Here is an 18678-nt window from a genome sequence, read left to right on the forward strand (position 1 = left end):
CCGCATCAGCGTCCTGTTCGCCATGCTCCGCGACGGCACCTTCTACGAACCCAAAACCCCACGCCTCGCTTGACGAAAGACATAGAGGCACCCCCCTCCCGCATGTGCGCGGGGCGGCGGCCAGCGGGTTTTCTGCGACCTGGCTGTCCGCGCCGCAGCGCAACACCGGCGAACGATGCATCAACCGCCTCGAGCAGTGGCGCGGCCTGGCCACGCGAACCGACGAACTCACCATCGCCTACCAGGCCGCACTGCGCCTCGCCGCCATCCTCGTCTGGACACGGCGCTGACCAAAGAGACAGAACCAGCCGGTCGGCCAACGGGCGCGCTCAGTGCTGTACTGCGAGTCCGGGGCGGTGACGCCGCATCGCGTCCAGGACCGCCTCAGGCGGCACCGGCAAGGTGTTTGTGGCCATGTCGGCCGGACCGAAGCCGAGTCGTGCGTTCATGGACGCGGTGCTGCGGACGAGTTTGGGTGCTCGAGCCAGATAGGCGTCCGGGTCGTGCAGCACCAGCTCGATGAACCGCTGCGAGGTGTTGCGTACCCGCTGTTCACGGATCCGCACGGCGGCTATCTCGTCCCAGCCGAACCGGCCCAGCCTCACGTGGTCCACTCCCCCGTCGTCCAGCACCAGCTCCGGTCGGTCGCGGAGCAGGCGCTGGATGATGAGCACCGAGCAGAACCCGAAGAAGGGCACGGCCAGCACCCCCGCGACAGTCATCTTCACAGTGCTGTGGGCGACCAGGAAGACAATGCCCAGAGCGACGAAGACCAGAGCGCCGGCCAGCATGGCCCACACACGTCCCTTGGCGAGGGGGTAGACCGTCGGAGGCAGTGGGACACCGTTTCTGATCACGGGCTCAGACGATAGGACCCGAGCCTCGTCAGCGGAAGCCTTTCGCAGACCGCCCGGTGCCGTGGCCGCCCTGTCTGCCGCCGTCCCACACGATGGCGGAACGGGTCTGCTCGGCTGCGCCTTGCACGTCGGCGGGCGCGACGGCAGATCCTGATGGGGACCCTTGGGAACGGCTTTGGCCGCAGTTCCGTGAACCACAGCATCTGGTGCAGTACGACGGCGCTGCTCGGTCTCGAACCCTCCCTCTGGTGCGCGGCGAGGCATGCACGAGCGGTGGGCGGCCGCCGTCCTGGGCACTCGGAAGTGCATCGCGGTGAGGGCGCAGAACATGGCATGGGTCGTCCGGAGGGGAACCCCGAAGCCCGAATGGACACTTTCAGTCAATTTCTGTCACTGCCATTGATCGTGTTCGTATGCCGGACGCCTGATGGCTGCATTGATCGTCGCGCCAATCGAAGCTGCCTCTCCTTCAATTCGAAGATCCACCTGCTACGGTCGGTAAGGGTAGACGGCTGGCCTGCGGGGGCATGCAGTGACAGGGGGGCGTCATGACTGACATTCGCGAGTTCTTCAACGGGTTAGCCGGCTCACCGAAACGCAATGAGAACCGCAGGAAAGTACTGCTTGCCATCGCGATCAAGGCCGACACCCAAGTCGGTATCGCCCGCCGCACCCTGCTTTCTCAGGCAACAGTGTCCACCGCGGTCCGGGAACTCGAGAAGGAAGGCATGGTGACCAGCGCCCGAGCGGACAGCGGGCGCGCCGGCAAAGTGTGCCTCATACCCACGGAGCTGGTCGGCGTGGGCGTACACCTCGGGTTCAACCACGTCACGGTAGTCACGCGCCGGCTCGACAAGGATTTCGACGCAGTGTCTGTCCGCGTCAACTCGGAAGGGGTGGCGCGGGGCTGGGACCGTGCCAGGCCCGCCGTGCAGGACCTGATCCGGGACGCGGTCAGGGACACCGGCTGCACGCTGCGTGATGTCTTCTCGCTGGGCATTGCCGTGCCTCGTATGATCGATCCTCGCACGAACGAGTTCACGCTGCCCATCCTCCACCCCTGGCGCCCCCGCGACAGTCCTGCGCGAGATCTGGGGAGTTGGCTGGGCGTCCCCGCATCCATCGACAACGACGCCAACCTCGGTGCGCTTGCCGAGCAGACCTACAGCCAGCGGGAGCACGCCGAGACTGTGGTCTACGTGAAGGTGTCCACCGGCGTCGGAGCCGGAATCATCATCCATAACAGCCTGCTTCGCGGGCGCGGCGGGATGGCCGGGGAGATCGGCCACCTCACTCTGGAACCGGATGGTGCGATGTGCCAGTGCGGCGGGCGCGGCTGTCTGGAGACCGTGATCGGCGCTGAAGCGCTGGTGCAGCGGGTACGGCAGGCTCGGCCCAGGGCGGGCGCCGTGGACTTCGAGCATCTGGAGGATGTCATCCGCGCCGCCAGGGAGCACGATCCCGTCTGCATGCGGGTGATCAGGGATGCGGGGCGGACACTCGGCTCCTTCATCGCCCAGCTGTGCAATCTATTCAACCCCGATGTAGTGGTCCTCGGTGGCCAGCTGACGGAATGCGACCTTCTCCTGGAAGGCTGTAGGGAGTCGTTGCACCGCTTCGCGCTCCCTGGTGCAGTGGCCGAGAGTTCCGGCTTCGTCCTGGAACTGAGCGAGCTGAAGACGAGGGCCGAAGCGCAGGGAGCCCTCGTCCTTGGACTGCGCGGTCAGGAGAGCCCGAGGACTACCGGTGACCCGGCCCAGGCGGGCCGCACGGGCGCGAGCTTCGGTACGCCGTAGGAGCGCCGACTGCACCTCTTGCGGCGGGTGAGGCGCGGCAATCGAACCCGGTGGGGTACCTTCCGAGGCTCTCTCCTTCAATTTCAAAGACCGACGGTTCGTGCGCCGTAATACCTGCTTCAAATGTGTGAGCCGAAGTCATCGAACTGCACAACGAGCACGACGCGGACTGGGGAACTGAGGCGCACGTACGCCGCTCGCCAGCCTGGCTGGTGAGGGAAAAGTGCCTGCTCAGCCAATGTGGCGACCGGTTTCCGGATCTCGGCTGCATCACACGGACGCACGGCTACACTGCAGGGCGTACTGCAGTGGCCGAAAAGGCCGCTTCCGATGTTCCGTTCCTCTTGACCAGGCAGCCGTGCCCTTGACCCGAGGCGGCCCGATGACCCATGACGCGTTTTCCGCGGATCTGTACGACTGTACGGCCGATGAAGGAAAGGGAACGCTTCCGGACGGGCCACCCCTGAGCGAGGACATGCCTTATGTGTCCCCGGTTCTCATTGATCTTGGACACGTCCGCGAGGTTACGTTGGGCAGTTCCCCCAACGGCAATGCCGATGCCAATTCCCAGTATTACTGGTAGGAGTCGTCGTGGTCGTCAATCATGGCGCGGCCAACTCGACACCGGACACCGGCGAGCTCACGATCCGCCTCCCGTCCGGCCCAACCATTGCCGGAATCCTGCCGCCGGGCCCCCGGCTACCGCTCCCGGCGACACAGGTATGGCCCACCGACCCTCGGCTGTGGTTGTGGGGACCGTGGCACGCCGGTGAGGTGCGCACCGCGGCTCATGCGCAGACCCGGATTGTTGCGGTCGGCCAGTGCCTCGCCGGCTCCGCGCGGATGCGGGACGACCTGGCGCGCTCGGCACGCGACGGCGACTGGGAAAGGCTGACCCGATGGCCGGGGGCCTATCTGCTGCTGGTGCTGGAACAGGGCGGGTCCTTCACCGCCTATGCCGACCCGGCCGGTCAGTTTCCGCTCTACTACGCGCGATATGACGACCGGACAGTGGTCTCCACACATGCCACAACCGTGGCCGTCATGACGGAGCGGGAAGAGACCCCGGACACCCTGGCGCTCGCAGCGCACATCGTCTGTCCCGGAGTGCCCGAACTTGTCGGGCCACGGACGAGCTTCGCGGGCGTGCACCAGCTTGGCCCCGGGGAATCGCTGCGCGTCGACCGTGCCACGAACACCCTCACCCGGTCGGCCTATGTGTCACCCACACCCGACAGTGACGCCTCCATGAAGGACATCGCTGCCCGCCTGCGCAGCTCCCTGAAGCAAGCCGTCGCCCTGCGCGCCCACAACGCCACGCGGATCACCTGCGACTTCAGCGGGGGTATGGACTCCACCTCGCTGGCCTTCCTCGCTGCGGACGTGATGGAGCAGTTGGATGCCTTCGTCTATCACCATCCCGCAGCCCCGGCGGGCGACCTGGGACACGCTCAGCGCTACGCACGCGAAACGACCGCCATCCGGCTCCGCCTCACCCAGGGCGGTCACGCATCACTGCCGTACGCCAACCTGAGCGCGCGCGGTCCGGCCGACCAGCCCGATCCATCCACCGCGGTCATCGCCCGGCTCCGGTTGCGTCTCGGCCACATCGCGAGGCGCGGTGGAAGGGTCCACCTGACAGGCGAGGGCGGCGACGCCCTGCTGACCGCGCCGCCCGCGTACCTCGGCGAAGTGGCGTCGTGCCGGACAGCCGGCCGGCTCACCCAGGACGCCCTCGCCTTGGGCAGACTGCGCCGTGTGTCTCCCGCCAGGGTCGCTCAGCGGGCCCTGCGTTTGGCCCATACCCCACTCGACCGGGCGCTGCAGGATCTGGCGACCCGTCTGGAACGACCGCTCCCGCATCCTCCACAGTGGCTGGACGCCATCGCCTGGTGGCCGCCCCCCGGTCCCGAGGCCTCGTGGCTGACCCCAGGGGTCCGACGCGACCTCGCCGAACTGGCTGCCGAGCGCGCCCGGCAAGTACGCTCCGACGAGCCGGGACCTGGTCCTGGTACGCGCGCAGCCCTGTGCGAGCTGCGTAGCTCAGCGACGCTGCACAATCAACTCGTCGCTGTGGCAAGACCCTTCGGGGTCTGGCCGCAAGCACCTTTCCTGGACGGCGACGTCGTCCGGGCCTGTATGAGCCTGCCGACGCCCTCAAAGGCCAATCCCTTCACGGCCAAGCCGCTGCTCAAGGCCGCACTCGCCGGTGCGGTGCCCGACGCCGTTCTGAGCCGACGAACCAAGGGCACCTACGCGGCTGAGGACTACCTGGGCGTCCGCCGAGCCGCAGCAGACATCCGTCAACGCCTCGCCCAGTCGCCACTCGCCGACCTGGGCATCGTGGAGCCTGCGCGAGTCGTCGCCGCTCTCGACGGTGCTGTGCACGGCCTCGCCGCTCCCTTCCCCGCGCTCAACCGCCTGTTGGGGGTGGATGTGTGGCTGGGTGAACATTGCGCGTCCGGGGAGGCACGATGACCCGGGTCCAGGTGCCCGACTACGTCCACGAGAGTCCGGGTGCCCACGGCGGCACAGTGTTGCTGGACGCCCGCTCGGGTCGCTGTTTCGCCATGAACCCTGTGGCAGGCCTGCTGTGGCAGGAGTGGCGTCGCAGCCGGGATCTCGAGACCGGAGTACGCGTGACGGCACGTCGCTTCCCCGATCCTTACCAAGACCGGATCCGGCGAGACGCGCGGCAGCTCGCCGACCTCCTCCTCGACCGCGGCCTCCTCGCCACCGCTCCCCCGGGCACGCCGCCGGGCCCGGCTGCCGGTGACGGGTCCGCCGCTGCCCCGGGGCACGGGCCGGCCTTCGACCGGGGCACGGCCGTGACAGCGTGCGGCCCTGTGGACGGCAGGCGCACTCCTGTCGGTGACAGGCGTAGTGCGGGCGGCGCGGAGGTGACCATGGCGGCCGATCCCGCGGTGGACGCTTTCCGGGCGAGCCGTTTGCCCACGCGACGCGCCCTGCCCGTGGGGCTGCTCGGCCTCCTGATCGCCCTGGTACTCATCCGGCTGCCCTTCCGCACCCTCCTGCGGATCGTGCACTGGACCTCGCACCGCTGGTGTCGGCAGGAGGCCACCGCGACACAGGGGACGGCGGCGCTGAACGCGGTCCGGCATGCCGCCGCCCGCTACCCCGGACGCGCCGCCTGCCTTGAGATCTCCCTGGCCTCGCTGATGTTGCTGGCCCTGAGCAGACGCCGGGTGAGGTGGTGCATCGGCACGGCCGTCGACCCATGTCGATTTCACGCCTGGATCGAGGTCCAGGGAATCCCGATCACGCCAGCCGACGAGCACGGCATCGAGGCTTTCCGCTGCATTATGAGTGTCTGACTTCTTCGAATCTCGACTTCTCCAACCACAGTGGCGGGCTTTACCGGCCAGTTTCAAGGGCGATTGCCAAGCTGCTGCGGGTGAAGCTTCACCTGCCGTCGATCCTGCGCTGGCTCGGCACGGCCCAAGGGCGGCCGCCTGCTTCGGCAACCGCCCTCCGGGAGGGATCGTCACATCCCTCAGACGCGCCCCAACAGCGCGTCTACCGGTGTCGTACCCCCATGCACCTGCGCCAGCACGCTCCAGAGCACGAGGACGACGACGATGATGACCATCCGCACCTGCTCCTGCTGCAGGGAGACCGAGCAGCGGGTGGTCATCGTCATCTTGGCACCCATGATTCACCTCCTTTCCGCTGACTTCGGCACTTGCGCAATCCAGTGTTCTCGGCAAGCTGTATGAAATCAATCGCCACTCTCTGAGGGGCATGACTGATTTACAGACGCCTGCCATCACCACATTGTTGAGACTGAGAATTCAATTTGCAGGGTCCGTATGGCGCTGCCACTCGCGAAGTATCGAACTGACCCGAGCAGACGGCTTGCAGGTGAGCGCCGTCCCTGACGGTCCCGTAGACGGCCGGAGGAACACCGGCAGGGCACACCCGCGGCGGCGTGCCGTCGTCACCGGCGGAGCCTGGGCGCGCCGCGGGCGCCAAATCGAAGGCGGGGCGCTGCCCGACGCCCCTCCTGGAGCCCGAACAGACCGCCATGCGGTCCCGTTGAGATGGATACGATCACTTTTGCCCACCACCCATAAGCAAATGTGAGTCTGGTCACATTTCACGGATCGGCTTACCAGTGACGTAGGGGAGATGCGACCTCGGCTCAACGACTGCTTCGACGGCCCGTTCTTCAGGTGGACGAGGCCGTACTAGATCCGAATGCCCCTTTGGCCCACTTTGCGAGTGATTGATGGTGGCGTACATGTGACTTGGCGTCGAGTGGACAAGGCGAAGTGCTGATCTCTGGCCTTCGCGGCACCACGCTGTCCCCCCATGAGACACGTGAACAACAGGTGGCGCCCCGGGGTCCACCTCCCTCTGTCGCGGCATGCAGCAGCGACGGCCGCCCTCGTGGCGCTCCTGGCCGGTCTGACGGCCATCCCCGGTGCCGCTCAGGACCTCGGCTCGGACGCCGGGCGGACGGTCGCCGCCGCGCGCGCCGGGACGGCCCGCGCCGCGATGATCTCCCGGCACCAGGTCACCCTGATCACGGGCGACCGCGTCACGCTGGAGACGGACACCTCGGGCAAGCAGAGTGTCTCGGTCAAGGCTGCCGAAGGCCGGGAGCGGCTCACTTTCATCAAGCGACAGGACGGCGGGGACTGGACGGTCATACCCGTCGACGCTCTCCCCCTCCTCTCGACGGGCCGTCTCGACAAGGCGCTGTTCAATGTCTCCGCCCTGGTCCGAGGGAAGTACGCCGGGCGGTCGAGTCTGCCGCTGATCGTCCAGTACGCGGGTGACGCGGGCACGGCCGAGCGTCGGCTCACCGCCGCCGGGGCCGACAAGGTCCGCCCCATCTCCGGGACCCCCTTCGCGGCCGTTGACGAACACCGCGAGGACGCCGCGGGATTCTGGCAGGGCATCGCCCCCGGCCGGGCGGGTGCCACGTCCTTCGGCGCGGGTGTGCGCCGGGTCTGGCTGGACGGCCGCGCCAAGGTCAAGCTCGACAAGACGGTGCCGCGCATCGGAGCCCCCCACGCCTGGGAGAAGGGCTACACCGGTGCCGGCGTCAAGGTGGCTGTGCTCGACACCGGTTACGACCCGAACCACCCGGACCTGAAGGGTCTCGTCGCCGAATCCGCGAACTTCACCACCGAGCCGAACACCGACGACCTGAACGGCCACGGCACGCATGTGACCTCGACCGTCGCCGGTTCCGGCGCTGCCTCCGGCGGCCGGTACAAGGGCGTCGCGCCCGGTGCGCGGATCCTGTCCGGAAAGGTCTGCACCGCGGACGGCAACTGCGACGACTCCGACATCATCGAGGGCATGGGGTGGGCCGCCCAGCACGGCGCCAAGGTGATCAACCTCAGCCTGGGCGACACCGACACGCCGGAGACGGACGCCGTCGAGGCCATGGTCGACACCGTCACCCGCGACTACGGCGCCCTGGTCGTGGCCGCGGCCGGCAACAGCGGCCCGGGCAAGGTCTCCTCGCCCGCCTCCGCCGACCGGGCGCTGGCTGTCGGCGCTGCCGAAGCCGACGACGACCTGGCCGTCTTCAGCTCGGTCGGCCCCCGGGTGGGCGACTCCGGCCTCAAGCCGGACCTCATCGCCCCCGGAGTGAACGTCGTCGCCGCCATGGCGGGCGGCACCACCGCCGACGACGGCTATGTCGGGATGAGCGGCACGTCCATGGCCACGCCGCACGTGGCCGGAGCCGCCGCCATCCTGTTCCAGGAGCACCCCGACTGGACCGCCGATCAGGTCAAGCGCCAGCTGATGCAGTCGGCGACCGGCGCCAAGGAGCACGGCGCGTACTACCAGGGCTCCGGGCGCGTCGACGTCGCCCGGGCGGTCGACCAGGAGGTCACCGCCGAGCCCGCCGGACTGGACTTCGGGCTCGCCCGCTGGACGGACGGCGAGCGGCCGCCGGTGAGCAAGACGATCACGTACCGCAACTCGGGCCGTGAGCCTGTCACCCTTCACCTGACGCACCACGCGAGCAGCGGCAAGAAGGATGTGCCCGCCCCCGAGGGCCTGTTCCGTCTCAGCGCCGACACGGTCACCGTGCCCGCGCACGGAACAGCGGACGTCACCCTCACTGCGGCCCCGGCAGCCGCCACGACCTACGCCGCGTACAGCGGCGTGGTGACCGCGGCCACCGGGGACGACCGGGTGTCGGTGCGCGTGCCGTTCGGCATGGACGTCGAGCAGCCGTCGTACGACCTGCGCATCGACATGAAGAGCCGCACGGGTACGGCTCCCGACAACGCCTACCTGCTGGTCGAATCGGCCGACGGCAAGGCCTACGAGGTGGAAGCGCTCGGCAAGAGCAGCACCGTGGTGCGGGTGGCCAAGGACACCTACTCGGTGAGCGGCTTCTTCTTCGACGCGTCGTTCACCGAGGGTGTCATCGTCGGCGTGCCGAAGGTCGTGATGAGCGCCGACCGGCAGGTCACCATCGACGCCCGGAAGGCGAAGCCCGTCACGGTCTCGGCGCCGAGCCGCTCGGCGCGCATCATCTCGGCCGAGATCGGCACCGTCAGCCTGGCCGACGAGCTGCTCTCCGTGACCATGAACAACGCGGTCGGCGACGACCACATCGAGGGCGTGTACGCGACGCCGACGGCGCAGTACGAGGACTCGAAGTTCACCTACCTCGTCAGCACCGTCTGGGGTGACCCCGCCGGCACGGACGGGAATCCCTCGTCGGTCTACTATCTGACGCGGCCCGTGCACGGCGCCATCCCGGCCGATCCCGCCTACAACCCCCACAAGTCGGAGCTGGCCCAGGTGACCACCACCTTCGCCGCCACCACACCGGGGACCACCGCTACCCGCATCGTCTGGACGTATGTCGACAACATCCGCTTCGGCGGAGTGTCGATGGCAGGGCTTCCGGTCCCGACCCGGCGCGTCGACTACTTCTCGGCGGCCGAGGGCCTGCGCCGGCAGACGGCCTTCGACCAGAACAACTTCTTCGACCCGGAAAGCCGCGGACAGAGCTACCTCAGTACCCTCCACGGCTACAAGGCCGGGACGAAGGTCGAGGAGCGGTGGAACGGCGGGATCCAGGCCATTGGCCTCTCGCCCGAAATGGCTGCCTTCCGCGAGGGCGACACCATGTACCGCCCGTTCCAGTCGGCCGCGAACGGAAACGTCGACCTGGTGGCCGACACGACGGCCGGCCTGCCCGAGGTGGAGCTGCGGCGCAACGGCGAACTGGTCTCCAGGGACTGGAGCATGAGCGACGTACCGGCCGACGCCACCGCCGCCGACTACCGTCTGACGGTCGAGCACGACCGCGACCTCGCCCCCAGCGCCGTCAGCACGCATCTGCAGGCCGAATGGCGGTTCCGGTCGCAGACCACGGCGACACGCCAGGCCCTGCCGCTGTACGCGGTGCGCATGTCGCCGGAACTGGACGAGTGGAACCGTGCCGAGGCCGGACGCGCCCTCGACATCCCGGTGCTGGTCCAGCGCACGGTCGGCGCCGTCGAGTCGCCGATCAGCACCCTCACCGTCGAGGTCTCCTACGACGAGGGAAGGACGTGGCAGTCGGCCGAGGTCACGGGGTCCGGCCTGCACCGCACCGTGACCGTGGACAGCCCGCGACGTGCCGCGGGCGGCTCGGTCAGCCTGCGTACCTACGTCAAGGACGCGGCGGGCAACTCCTTCGAGCAGACAGTGATCAAGGCCTACCTCCTCAAGTAGGCGAGGCCGGCAGACGGGCTCGTCGGATCCGTCCGGCGGGCCCGTCCGCGTCGCCGCCCATCGGCAGCCGTACTCAGAGCCAGGTGAGCAGGTCCAGGGAGGGGACGAGCATCAGCACGCGGCCCGAGCGGAGCGGGTGGGGGGCCGCCCGTGGACAGCGCGCCGCCGTCGTGCGAGGGGGCGTCGGTACCTGTTGCCCCGACCCGGCCCGGGCGCAATGTGGCGTTCGCCGGCCAGGTCAGTGAATGCCTCCTGGCCCAGCGGATCACGTGGAGAGCCGGGTGCTCGGCCGCGGGGCCCGGCCGGGTCGGCGGGCGGGGACGGAAAACCGGCACCGGAAACGGTGCACGGCGTCCGTCCCCCGCCCCACCTGCCTGGGGGCGCGGCCCCCCTTGCCCCCCGCCTCCCATGTAGTACGGTATTCAACCGTCGAAGCGCAGAATCCGGGGAGGACGCCCGTGGTGCTGGAGGTCGCCGGTGTCTCGCAGGAGGAGGAGACCGTCTACCGGCTGCTCGTCACGTCCGGCCGGGCCACCACGACGGACATGGCCCAGCGCGCCCGTCTGCCCGTCACGGACGCCACGCGGATCCTCGACTCGCTGGTCGCCAAGGGCCTCGCAAGTCACACCGACGGCACGCCCCGGGTGTTCCGCGCCGCTCCCCCGGACGTGGCTCTGCTGCCCCGGCTCAAGCGCAGCACGGACGCGCTGGAGCTGGCCCGTCTCGAGGCCGCCCGCCTGATCGAGTCCTACCGGGACACGATGCGCCGGCACGACGCCGGCCAGTTGCTCGAGGTCATCACCGGGGCGGAGGCCCTGCGTCAGCAGCTGAGGCAGATCCAGGCCGGCGCACAGGACGAGATGCTCTGGTTCTGCAAGGCCCAGTACGTGGCCATGCCGTCGGGCAGCAACGCCGAGGAGTTCCAGGCGCTGGCCCGGGGAGTGCGCTACCGGGTGCTGTACGAGAAGGCGTTCTTCGACGACGAAGGAGCCGTGGACAACGTGGTTGCGGGCGTGCGAGCCGGGGAGGTCGCCCGGGCCGTGCCGCACCTGCCGCTGCGCCTCGCGGTCGCCGACCGATGCGTCGCCGTCTTCCCCCTCGTGGCGGGCGGGCCGCACGGCAGCCCGGAAGAGCCCACCACCGCACTGGTCAGGGACAGCAATCTGCTCGCGGCCCTGATCGCCCTGTTCGAACGTTACTGGGAGGACGCCGTACCCCTGGACGTCGACGGCTCCGGCGCCTTCTCGGGGGCGGACGGAGCCGGGCCGTCCGACGCGCTCTCCCCCACCGACCGCAAGCTGTTGTCCCTGCTGGTGGCGGGAGTCGCCGACAAGGCGATCGCCTCGCAGATGGAGCTGAGCCGACGGACCGTCCAGCGCCGCATCCAGGCCATGATGGAGCGCGCCGGCGCGGCGACCCGCATGCAACTCGCCTGGCAGGCCGCGCGTCGTGGATGGCTGTGAGGCTGCCCGTTGCCTGGCGCGTGTCACTGCTCGGCACCGGCGGGGCTTGCCGGCCATAGCGCGAGGGGTGCCGGTGGTGCGTCCCCGCCCGCCGTCGGACAGGTACTGAAGTCCTTCTCCCCCGTGTCTTCCATGTGGCCGTGACGGGCCGCGGTCACCGCCGTCTGCCGGCCCGGCGCGCCCTGTCGGCCGGCCACACCCGCACCCCGGTCTCCCGTCGTTGCCCCGGCCCGCCGGCTGCGCAGTTGTGCCATGGCGCAGGTGCGCCACGGCACACCCCTTTGCCGGAGGCGGTGGGTGGCTCCAAGATCCGAGCCATCTCCCGTACTTCTTTCAATTCAGGGGTTCTCCTTGCCCAAAAGGCGTTTTCCCAGACCGGGTTTGCCGGCCGTCGGCGTGATCGCCGCCCTGTGGCTCGGGGCCGTACCGGCCACAGCCGCTGCGCCCGCAGAGCCGAGCGTGTCCGTGCCGGCCGAAGCCGCACCGCGGTCGTCCGGCGGCGACATGCACACCGTCACCCTGATCACCGGTGACAAGGTCGTCATCGGTACCGGCGCCGACGGCACCGTCGTCCGGTCCTTCCAGGCCGCGGGCGGCGCCACCGCGGGCTTCCACCGCGCCGTCATCGACGGTGCGACGTACGTGTATCCGGACGCCGTCCTGCCTTACGTCGGCGCCGGAAAGCTGGACAAGCAGTTGTTCAACGTGACCCGGCTGATCGCCGACGGCTACGACGACGCGCACGCCCCCCGGCTGCCGCTCATCGTGAGCTACACCGACGCCGCCGCCAGGTCCCGGACCCGGCCGAAGGTGGCCGGTTCGAACGTCGTCCGCCGGCTGGACAGCATCCAGGGTGCCGCCCTCGCGCAGAACCGCAAGCAGGCCCCGGCGTTCTGGTCCGCGCTCACCCGTGGTTCCGGGGCGGCGGCCCGGTCGCCGAAGCCGGCCTTCGCGGGCGGCATCGGCAGGATCTGGCTCGATGCCAAGGTGAAGACCGAGCTGGCCGACTCGACCGCCCAGATCGGCGCGCAGCAGGTCTGGGCCGAGGGAAACTCCGGCAAGGGCGTGAAGGTCGCGGTGCTCGACAGCGGCGCGGACGGCGAACACCCGGACCTGGCCGGGCAGATCGACACCAGTGCCAGCTTCGTCCCGTCCGAGACGGATGCCACCGCCGACTTCAACGGTCACGGCACACACGTCGCCTCGACCATCGCCGGCACCGGCAGCGCCTCCGACGGCAAGGAGCGGGGCGTGGCCCCCGGCGCCCGTCTGGCCGTCGGCAAGGTGTTGGACGCCGACGGCCGAGGGCAGGAGTCCTGGATCATCGCGGGCATGGAGTGGGCCGCCCAGGACCAGAAGGCCAGGATCATCAGCATGAGCCTCGGCGGTGGCGGTGACGCCACGGACCCGATGAGCCAGACCGTCGACCGGCTCAGCCGCGAGACCGGCGCCCTGTTCGTCGTCGCGGCGGGCAACGGCGGCCCGCACGCCATCAGCAGCCCCGGTGCTGCGGACGCCGCGCTCACGGTCGGCGCCGTCGACTCCGCGGACCGTCTCGCCGACTTCTCCAGCCAGGGCCCGCGGGACGGCGACGCCGGGCTGAAGCCGGAGATCACCGCACCCGGCGTCGACGTCCTCGCCGCCCGCTCCCACTACCGGCGGGGCGCCGGCTACTACACCACGATGAGCGGCACGTCGATGGCGACGCCGCACGTCGCGGGCGCCGCCGCGCTGCTCGCCGCCGAGCACCCCGACTGGACCGGCTCGCAGCTGAAGGAAGCACTCGTCAGCAGCGCCCGGGCGACCCCGTCGTACACGCCGTACCAGGCCGGCGCAGGCCGGCTCGACGCACTGGCGGCGGTGCACGCGTCGGTCTTCGCGACCGCCGGCACCTACTCCGGCTTCCACACGTGGCCGCCGAAGCCGGGCGAGACCGAAGTCCGGAAGGTGACGTACACCAATGCCGGCGACACCCCGGTCGGCCTCGGCCTGGCGGTAGACGGCGTCGTCCCGGCGGGGCTGTTCACCCTCTCCGAGGACCGGATCACCGTCCCCGCGCACGGCACCGCCTCGGTCGACCTGACCACGCGCCTGGACCGGCTGACGCCCGACCATCCGATCAGCGCCATGATCACCGGTACCGATGACGCCGGAACGGTACGGGCCCGGACCCTGATCGGCGGCGCCCGCGAGGGTCAGCGCCAGAACCTGACCGTCGTGGCGAAGGACCGGTCGGGCGATCCGCTCGCGGGCAGGGTCGTCCTCACCGCTGATCACCTCTTCACGGTGATCGACCTCGACGAGTCCGGCACCGGTACGGCGCGGCTACCCGTCGGCAGCTACAGCGGCTGGCTCACCGCCGACGTGCGCGGGGCGGGCGGACCGCACTCGCGGGGCATGGCCCTGCTCGCCTTCAACGACGTGCAGCTGGACCAGGACCGCACCGTCACCCTGGACGGCCGCAGGACCCGGCAGATCCTGGCCCGCGTACCGAAGCAGACCACCGCTGTCGCACCGCGCCTGGACGTCCACCGGTCGTTCACCGACAGCCTGGTCGAGTCCTCCATGCTGCCCGACGAGTCCTACGACAGCATCTGGGCGCTGCCGACCGGCAAAAAGGTCACCACGGGCGAGTTCGAGTTCGGTGCCCGCTTCCGCCTCGAGCAGCCGGCGCTGACCCTGGGCACGACGTCGAAGACCTACGCCGACCCGCTCGTCAAGCGCGCTGCCGAGCCGCTGCCGGCCGGCACCCGGACGCTCACGGCGGTCTACGCCGGCGCAGGCGCGGCGAAGGAGTCGGCCCGCCGGGACATGCACGACAAGGCCGTGGTGGTCCGGGGCAGCACCCCGTCCGGGATCAAGGCTCAGGCGGAGGCCGCCGCGGCCTCGGGCGCCCAGCTGCTCGTGGTCGTCAACGACGGCGTCGGCCGGCTGAAGCCCTGGGACGAGAATCCCTGGAGCCCCGAGAGCCCGGCCCCGCTGACCGTGGCAACCCTCGACGCCGACCAGGGCGCCGACCTGATCGGCGCCCTCGAGCACCGAGTGGTCAAGCTCAAGGTGACCTCTCACCCCACCACCGACTATCTCTACGACGTGGTGCACCACTGGTCCGGCGCCGTCCCGGCGGACCCGACCTGGCGGGAAGAGCCCAAGGACCTCGGCAAGGTGGACGTCTCGTTCCGCAACTACCGGCAGGGCAAGGCGATGGAGTTCCGTCCCGACGTCTGGCGGGGCTGGGCCGTCGGCAACCAGCTCACCGCTCCCGCCCAGGGCAGGCGGACCGACTGGGTCACCTCCGGCGCCACCTGGCTGGACGACGCCTTCATCCAGGGCGAGACCGGGCAGCACTCCATCGGCGTACTCCACTACCCGGCGCACAAGACCGGCGAGGTCAGCTGGTTCGGTCCGGTCCAACGGCCGCGGATGGGGCCGATGGGCTACCAGCCGGTGCGCTACCTCGACACCATGTACATCACCGCACCCGGCTGGGGCGACTCCGGAGCCGGACACGTCGGTGAAGCCCGCGCCAACTTCGACGTCAAGGACTGGATGGCGCTCTACCAGGGCGACCAGCAGCTCGACTGGGGCAACGCCGAATGGCTGCAGGTCCCCGCGCTCGCCCCGGAGCGGCTGCCCTACCGGCTGGTGCTGGACAACGACCGGGGTTCCTGGACCAACCCGTACTCGACGCACACCCTGACCGAGTGGAACTTCACGTCCGCGGCAACAGGGGCCGAATCGACCCAGTCCCTGCCGCTGATCCAACTCGACTACGGTGTGGACACCGACACAGCCGGCCGAGCCGACCGGCGCGCCGCGCTGACGGTCACCGCCTCGCACCTGCCCGGCACCACCGCCGCCATCGGCAAGCCCTCCCTGGAGGTCTCCTACGACGACGGCAGGACCTGGCACCCGAGCGACCTGACCCGCACCGGTGAGGGATGGCGGACCGAGCTGAGCGCGCCGAAGTCGGCGGACTTCGCCACCCTCCGGGTCACCGCCCGGGACAACGCCCGGAACACCGTCTCCCAGACGATCACGCGAGCCTTCGGACTGCGCTGACCTCACCGACGGCATGATCGACCGGGCGGGGCCGTCGACCGACGGCCCCGCCCGGCAGCGCCGGCAGGTCCTGTGCGCGGCGATCGTCCACCGTGCGGCCGGTGTCAGCAACGGGACGGGTGGTCGACGGTTTTGCTGCCCGTCTGACCGTGACGGGGCAAGCTGGAAATCCGCGCGCAGGCCCGCGCGAGTGGTGCCGCCGTCACGGAAATGGGGCTCGGTCAGGGGCAGGCCGACGCGCCGCTGTACCTGGCCTGGCTGGTCGAAGTCGCCTTACAGGAGCGGGCGCCGCTGCGCGGTGGCCGCCGGTGGTGCTGCTGCCGTCGGCAGTCGTGGTGTTCTGCGTCGCAGCCGGCTGGACCTCATGGGCACGCGTGGTGGCGCGCTCCGGCTTTCCCCACCAGGAACTCGGACAGCCGGCCTCGCCTGAGGACGATGCGACGACGCATCAGCCGTAGCTCGCGGCGCTCTCGTCGTGTGCACTTCTGCTGGAACCACAGCGCGGGGATCGCCATCGTCTCGCGACGGGCGGGGCGTTCCGGGAACAAGCGCCGCCCGTGAAGGGGACACGCGCCTGCGGTCTTCATCGCTGAGCCCGTGAGAATCCCCCGCTTGTTCACTTAGTGGAAGAAATACCGTTTCTGCAGCAATTCTACTCACCCGTCAGCCAGGAACTGTTGGTCCAAAGGCGGCTTACCCTCCCCGGTCACGGGCCCTAGGGTCCCCGGTGACCAGTCGGCGGCGCTCAACAACGTCATCGTTCACCCCTTCCATGCTGAAGGAGTAGCTGTGGAACGTCGCAACTTCCTGCGTGGTGCCGTGCTCGGTACCTCGGCCGCCGTATTCGGCGGCACCCTCATGCGAGGCGCCGCCTACGCGGCGCCCGCCCAGAACGGCACCAGCCCGTACGGTGGCCTGCTGCCCGCCGACGCCAACGGCATCATGCTGCCCAGTGGCTTCAGCAGCAGAGTCATCGCCCGCTCCAGCCAGACCGTCACCGGCACTTCGTACACCTGGCACAGTGCCCCCGACGGCGGCGCCTGCTTCGCCGACGGCACCGGCTGGATCTACGTCTCCAACTCCGAGGTGTCCACCGGTGGCGGCGCGGGCGCCGTCAAGTTCAACTCCTCGGGTTCCATCACGGGCGCCTACCGCATCCTGTCGAACACCCGGAACAACTGTGCGGGCGGCGCGACCCCGTGGAACACGTGGCTGTCCTGTGAGGAAGTGAGCCGCGGCTACGTCTATGAAACCGATCCGTGGGGCACGAACGCCGCCGTCCGCCGCGCCGCGATGGGCCAGTTCAAGCACGAAGCGGCCGCCGCCGACCCGGTGCGCAAGGTCGTCTACCTGACGGAGGACGAGCCGGACGGCTGCTTCTACCGGTTCGTTCCCACCAGCTGGGGCAACCTGTCCTCCGGCACCCTCCAGGTGCTGGTCGCCGGCACCGGGACCTCCGGCTCCTTCACGTGGACGAACGTGCCCGACCCGGACGGCTCCCCCACGGCCACCCGCGACCAGGTCTCCGGTGCCAAGCTCTTCAACGGCGGTGAGGGCTGCCACTACGCCAACGACACCGTGTGGTTCACCACCAAGGGTGACAACCGCGTCTGGCAGCTCAACCTGCTCAACAGCACCTACGAACTGGCCTACGACGACAGCCTGGTCACCAACGGCACCGCACCACTGACCGGCGTCGACAACGTCACCGGCAGCTCCTCGGGGGACCTCTTCGTTGCCGAGGACGGCGGCAACATGGAGATCTGCATCATCACCCCCGACGACATCGTCGCTCCCTTCCTTCGGATCACCGGCCAGTCCAGCTCGGAGATCACCGGCCCGGCGTTCTCCCCCAACGGCCGGCGGCTGTACTTCTCCAGCCAGCGCGGCACGTCCGGCAGCTCCTCCGGCGGCATCACCTACGAGGTGACCGGCCCGTTCCGCGCCACCGCCTGACGGCAGTCCGCCGACGGTTGGGTCGGGGCGGCAACGCACCGGCCCAACCGTCAACCGGCCCGTCATAGCGACATTCGTCCCCAGCGAACCCTCGGCCACCCTCTGCATCCCCCTGCGGGCTGCAAGGTAGGACCGTGCCCTGCCGGTGGCCCGCTGGTCGCGACGACGGTGGAGTCCCTCGTCAGCCGCAGGCCCGTGATCCTGCTGATCGTCTTCTGGTGTGGGACCACTGGGCGGGTGCACGCCACCGCCTGACGAACGCGAGGGCGCCATCGGCAGTAAGCGGTCCGCTCCCCGCCGGTGACCGTCACCCGGCGATCTTCGTCACTGCCATGCCCTGTGCCGACAGCAGCACCGTCTGGGACCGCCGCCACGTCACGACCGAGCCGGTGCCTCTGCCGATGATCCGCAGCAACCTCCGGCCTTCATCGTCATCGGCCTTACGAACCCGCACACGTTCTGCCACCCGGACGGACTCATGGTGAGGCACCGCCTGCGCCAGCACCCGAGCGGCGCGTCACCCCACAACAGGGCAGGCGTTGCCGGATACGGCACCGAATGCCCGGCGGTGAGATGGTGCGATGCGGTCTCGATGCCGCTGGCTTCCGGATTGTGGCGGCCGCCTACGGGAGGCAGGGTGGTCTCGAGACCGTTCGGGCGAGGCAGAAGGCACACGGCCTGTCACGGATGCGGGCTGTGGCTCGCCTCATCGCCTAGCGAGCTGTGTGGGCTGGGAACCGGCGAACTTGGTCACCGCCGAACGAGTGGGTCGGTACACCGGTCCGGAATGCGGTGGCCAACGCAGATCGTCCACCCCGGGACAGG

Annotated in this window: 10 protein-coding genes and 3 pseudogenes; 10 read left to right on the top strand and 3 right to left on the bottom strand. The window is 69.6% G+C overall.

All coding sequences use genetic code 11. From position 1 onward, the window contains the following. Positions 1-155: 155 nt before the first annotated feature. Positions 156-290 (top strand): annotated as a pseudogene (locus ACZ4SF_RS13240) (IS5/IS1182 family transposase); the annotation flags it as partial. 39 nt (positions 291-329) lie between these two features. Here ACZ4SF_RS13240 and ACZ4SF_RS13245 read toward each other — a convergent pair. Continuing rightward, entirely contained in the window at positions 330-857 is a 528-nt protein-coding gene (locus tag ACZ4SF_RS13245; protein WP_468382565.1) for an STM3941 family protein, read from the bottom strand. 548 nt (positions 858-1405) lie between these two features. Between ACZ4SF_RS13245 and ACZ4SF_RS13250 the strand changes: the two genes are divergently transcribed. The 5 genes and pseudogenes from ACZ4SF_RS13250 to ACZ4SF_RS13270 all read left to right on the top strand — a co-directional run bounded on the left by ACZ4SF_RS13250 (position 1406) and on the right by ACZ4SF_RS13270 (position 5988). Further along, positions 1406-2653, top strand: coding sequence for an ROK family transcriptional regulator (locus tag ACZ4SF_RS13250; protein WP_468382567.1), 1248 nt, complete (start codon positions 1406-1408; stop codon positions 2651-2653). A gap of 475 nt (positions 2654-3128) precedes the next feature. Then, a complete protein-coding gene (locus ACZ4SF_RS13255; protein ID WP_468383664.1) occupies positions 3129-3236 on the top strand; it encodes a lasso RiPP family leader peptide-containing protein in 108 nt (35 codons plus the stop codon). An 8-nt stretch (positions 3237-3244) separates the two neighbouring features. After that, the gene (locus tag ACZ4SF_RS13260; RefSeq protein ID WP_468382570.1) at positions 3245-5131 is read left to right on the top strand and encodes an albusnodin/ikarugamycin family macrolactam cyclase; all 1887 of its coding nucleotides are present in this window, start codon (positions 3245-3247) and stop codon (positions 5129-5131) included. Continuing rightward, positions 5128-5373: pseudogene (locus tag ACZ4SF_RS13265) on the top strand (PqqD family protein); the annotation flags it as partial. The gene ACZ4SF_RS13260 and the pseudogene ACZ4SF_RS13265, both read left to right, overlap by 4 nt. A 186-nt stretch (positions 5374-5559) precedes the next feature. Continuing rightward, on the top strand, positions 5560-5988 hold the full coding sequence (locus ACZ4SF_RS13270; RefSeq protein ID WP_468383666.1) for a lasso peptide biosynthesis B2 protein: 429 nt from the start codon (positions 5560-5562) through the stop codon (positions 5986-5988). A 179-nt stretch (positions 5989-6167) separates the two neighbouring features. Here the strand turns inward: ACZ4SF_RS13270 and ACZ4SF_RS13275 are convergent, their stop codons facing one another. Further along, positions 6168-6326, bottom strand: a complete 159-nt coding sequence (locus ACZ4SF_RS13275; RefSeq protein ID WP_468382573.1) for a hypothetical protein — start codon at positions 6324-6326, stop codon at positions 6168-6170. Between the two features lie 659 nt (positions 6327-6985). Between ACZ4SF_RS13275 and ACZ4SF_RS13280 the strand changes: the two genes are divergently transcribed. From ACZ4SF_RS13280 to ACZ4SF_RS13295, 4 genes are all read left to right on the top strand, one after another. Next, positions 6986-10372 (top strand): S8 family peptidase, encoded by a 3387-nt coding sequence (locus ACZ4SF_RS13280; RefSeq protein ID WP_468382576.1) that lies wholly within the window; start codon positions 6986-6988, stop codon positions 10370-10372. 458 nt (positions 10373-10830) lie between these two features. Then, positions 10831-11835, top strand: coding sequence for a helix-turn-helix transcriptional regulator (locus ACZ4SF_RS13285; protein WP_468382579.1), 1005 nt, complete (start codon positions 10831-10833; stop codon positions 11833-11835). A gap of 459 nt (positions 11836-12294) precedes the next feature. Continuing rightward, the gene (locus ACZ4SF_RS13290; protein WP_468382582.1) at positions 12295-15897 is read left to right on the top strand and encodes a S8 family serine peptidase; all 3603 of its coding nucleotides are present in this window, start codon (positions 12295-12297) and stop codon (positions 15895-15897) included. Between the two features lie 789 nt (positions 15898-16686). Beyond that, positions 16687-17853, top strand: coding sequence for an alkaline phosphatase PhoX (locus ACZ4SF_RS13295; protein WP_468382585.1), 1167 nt, complete (start codon positions 16687-16689; stop codon positions 17851-17853). Between the two features lie 313 nt (positions 17854-18166). Here the strand turns inward: ACZ4SF_RS13295 and ACZ4SF_RS13300 are convergent. After that, a pseudogene (locus ACZ4SF_RS13300) lies at positions 18167-18319 on the bottom strand (IS630 family transposase); the annotation flags it as partial. Positions 18320-18678: the final 359 nt, after the last annotated feature.

This window comes from Streptomyces sp. NPDC027663, assembly GCF_055566415.1.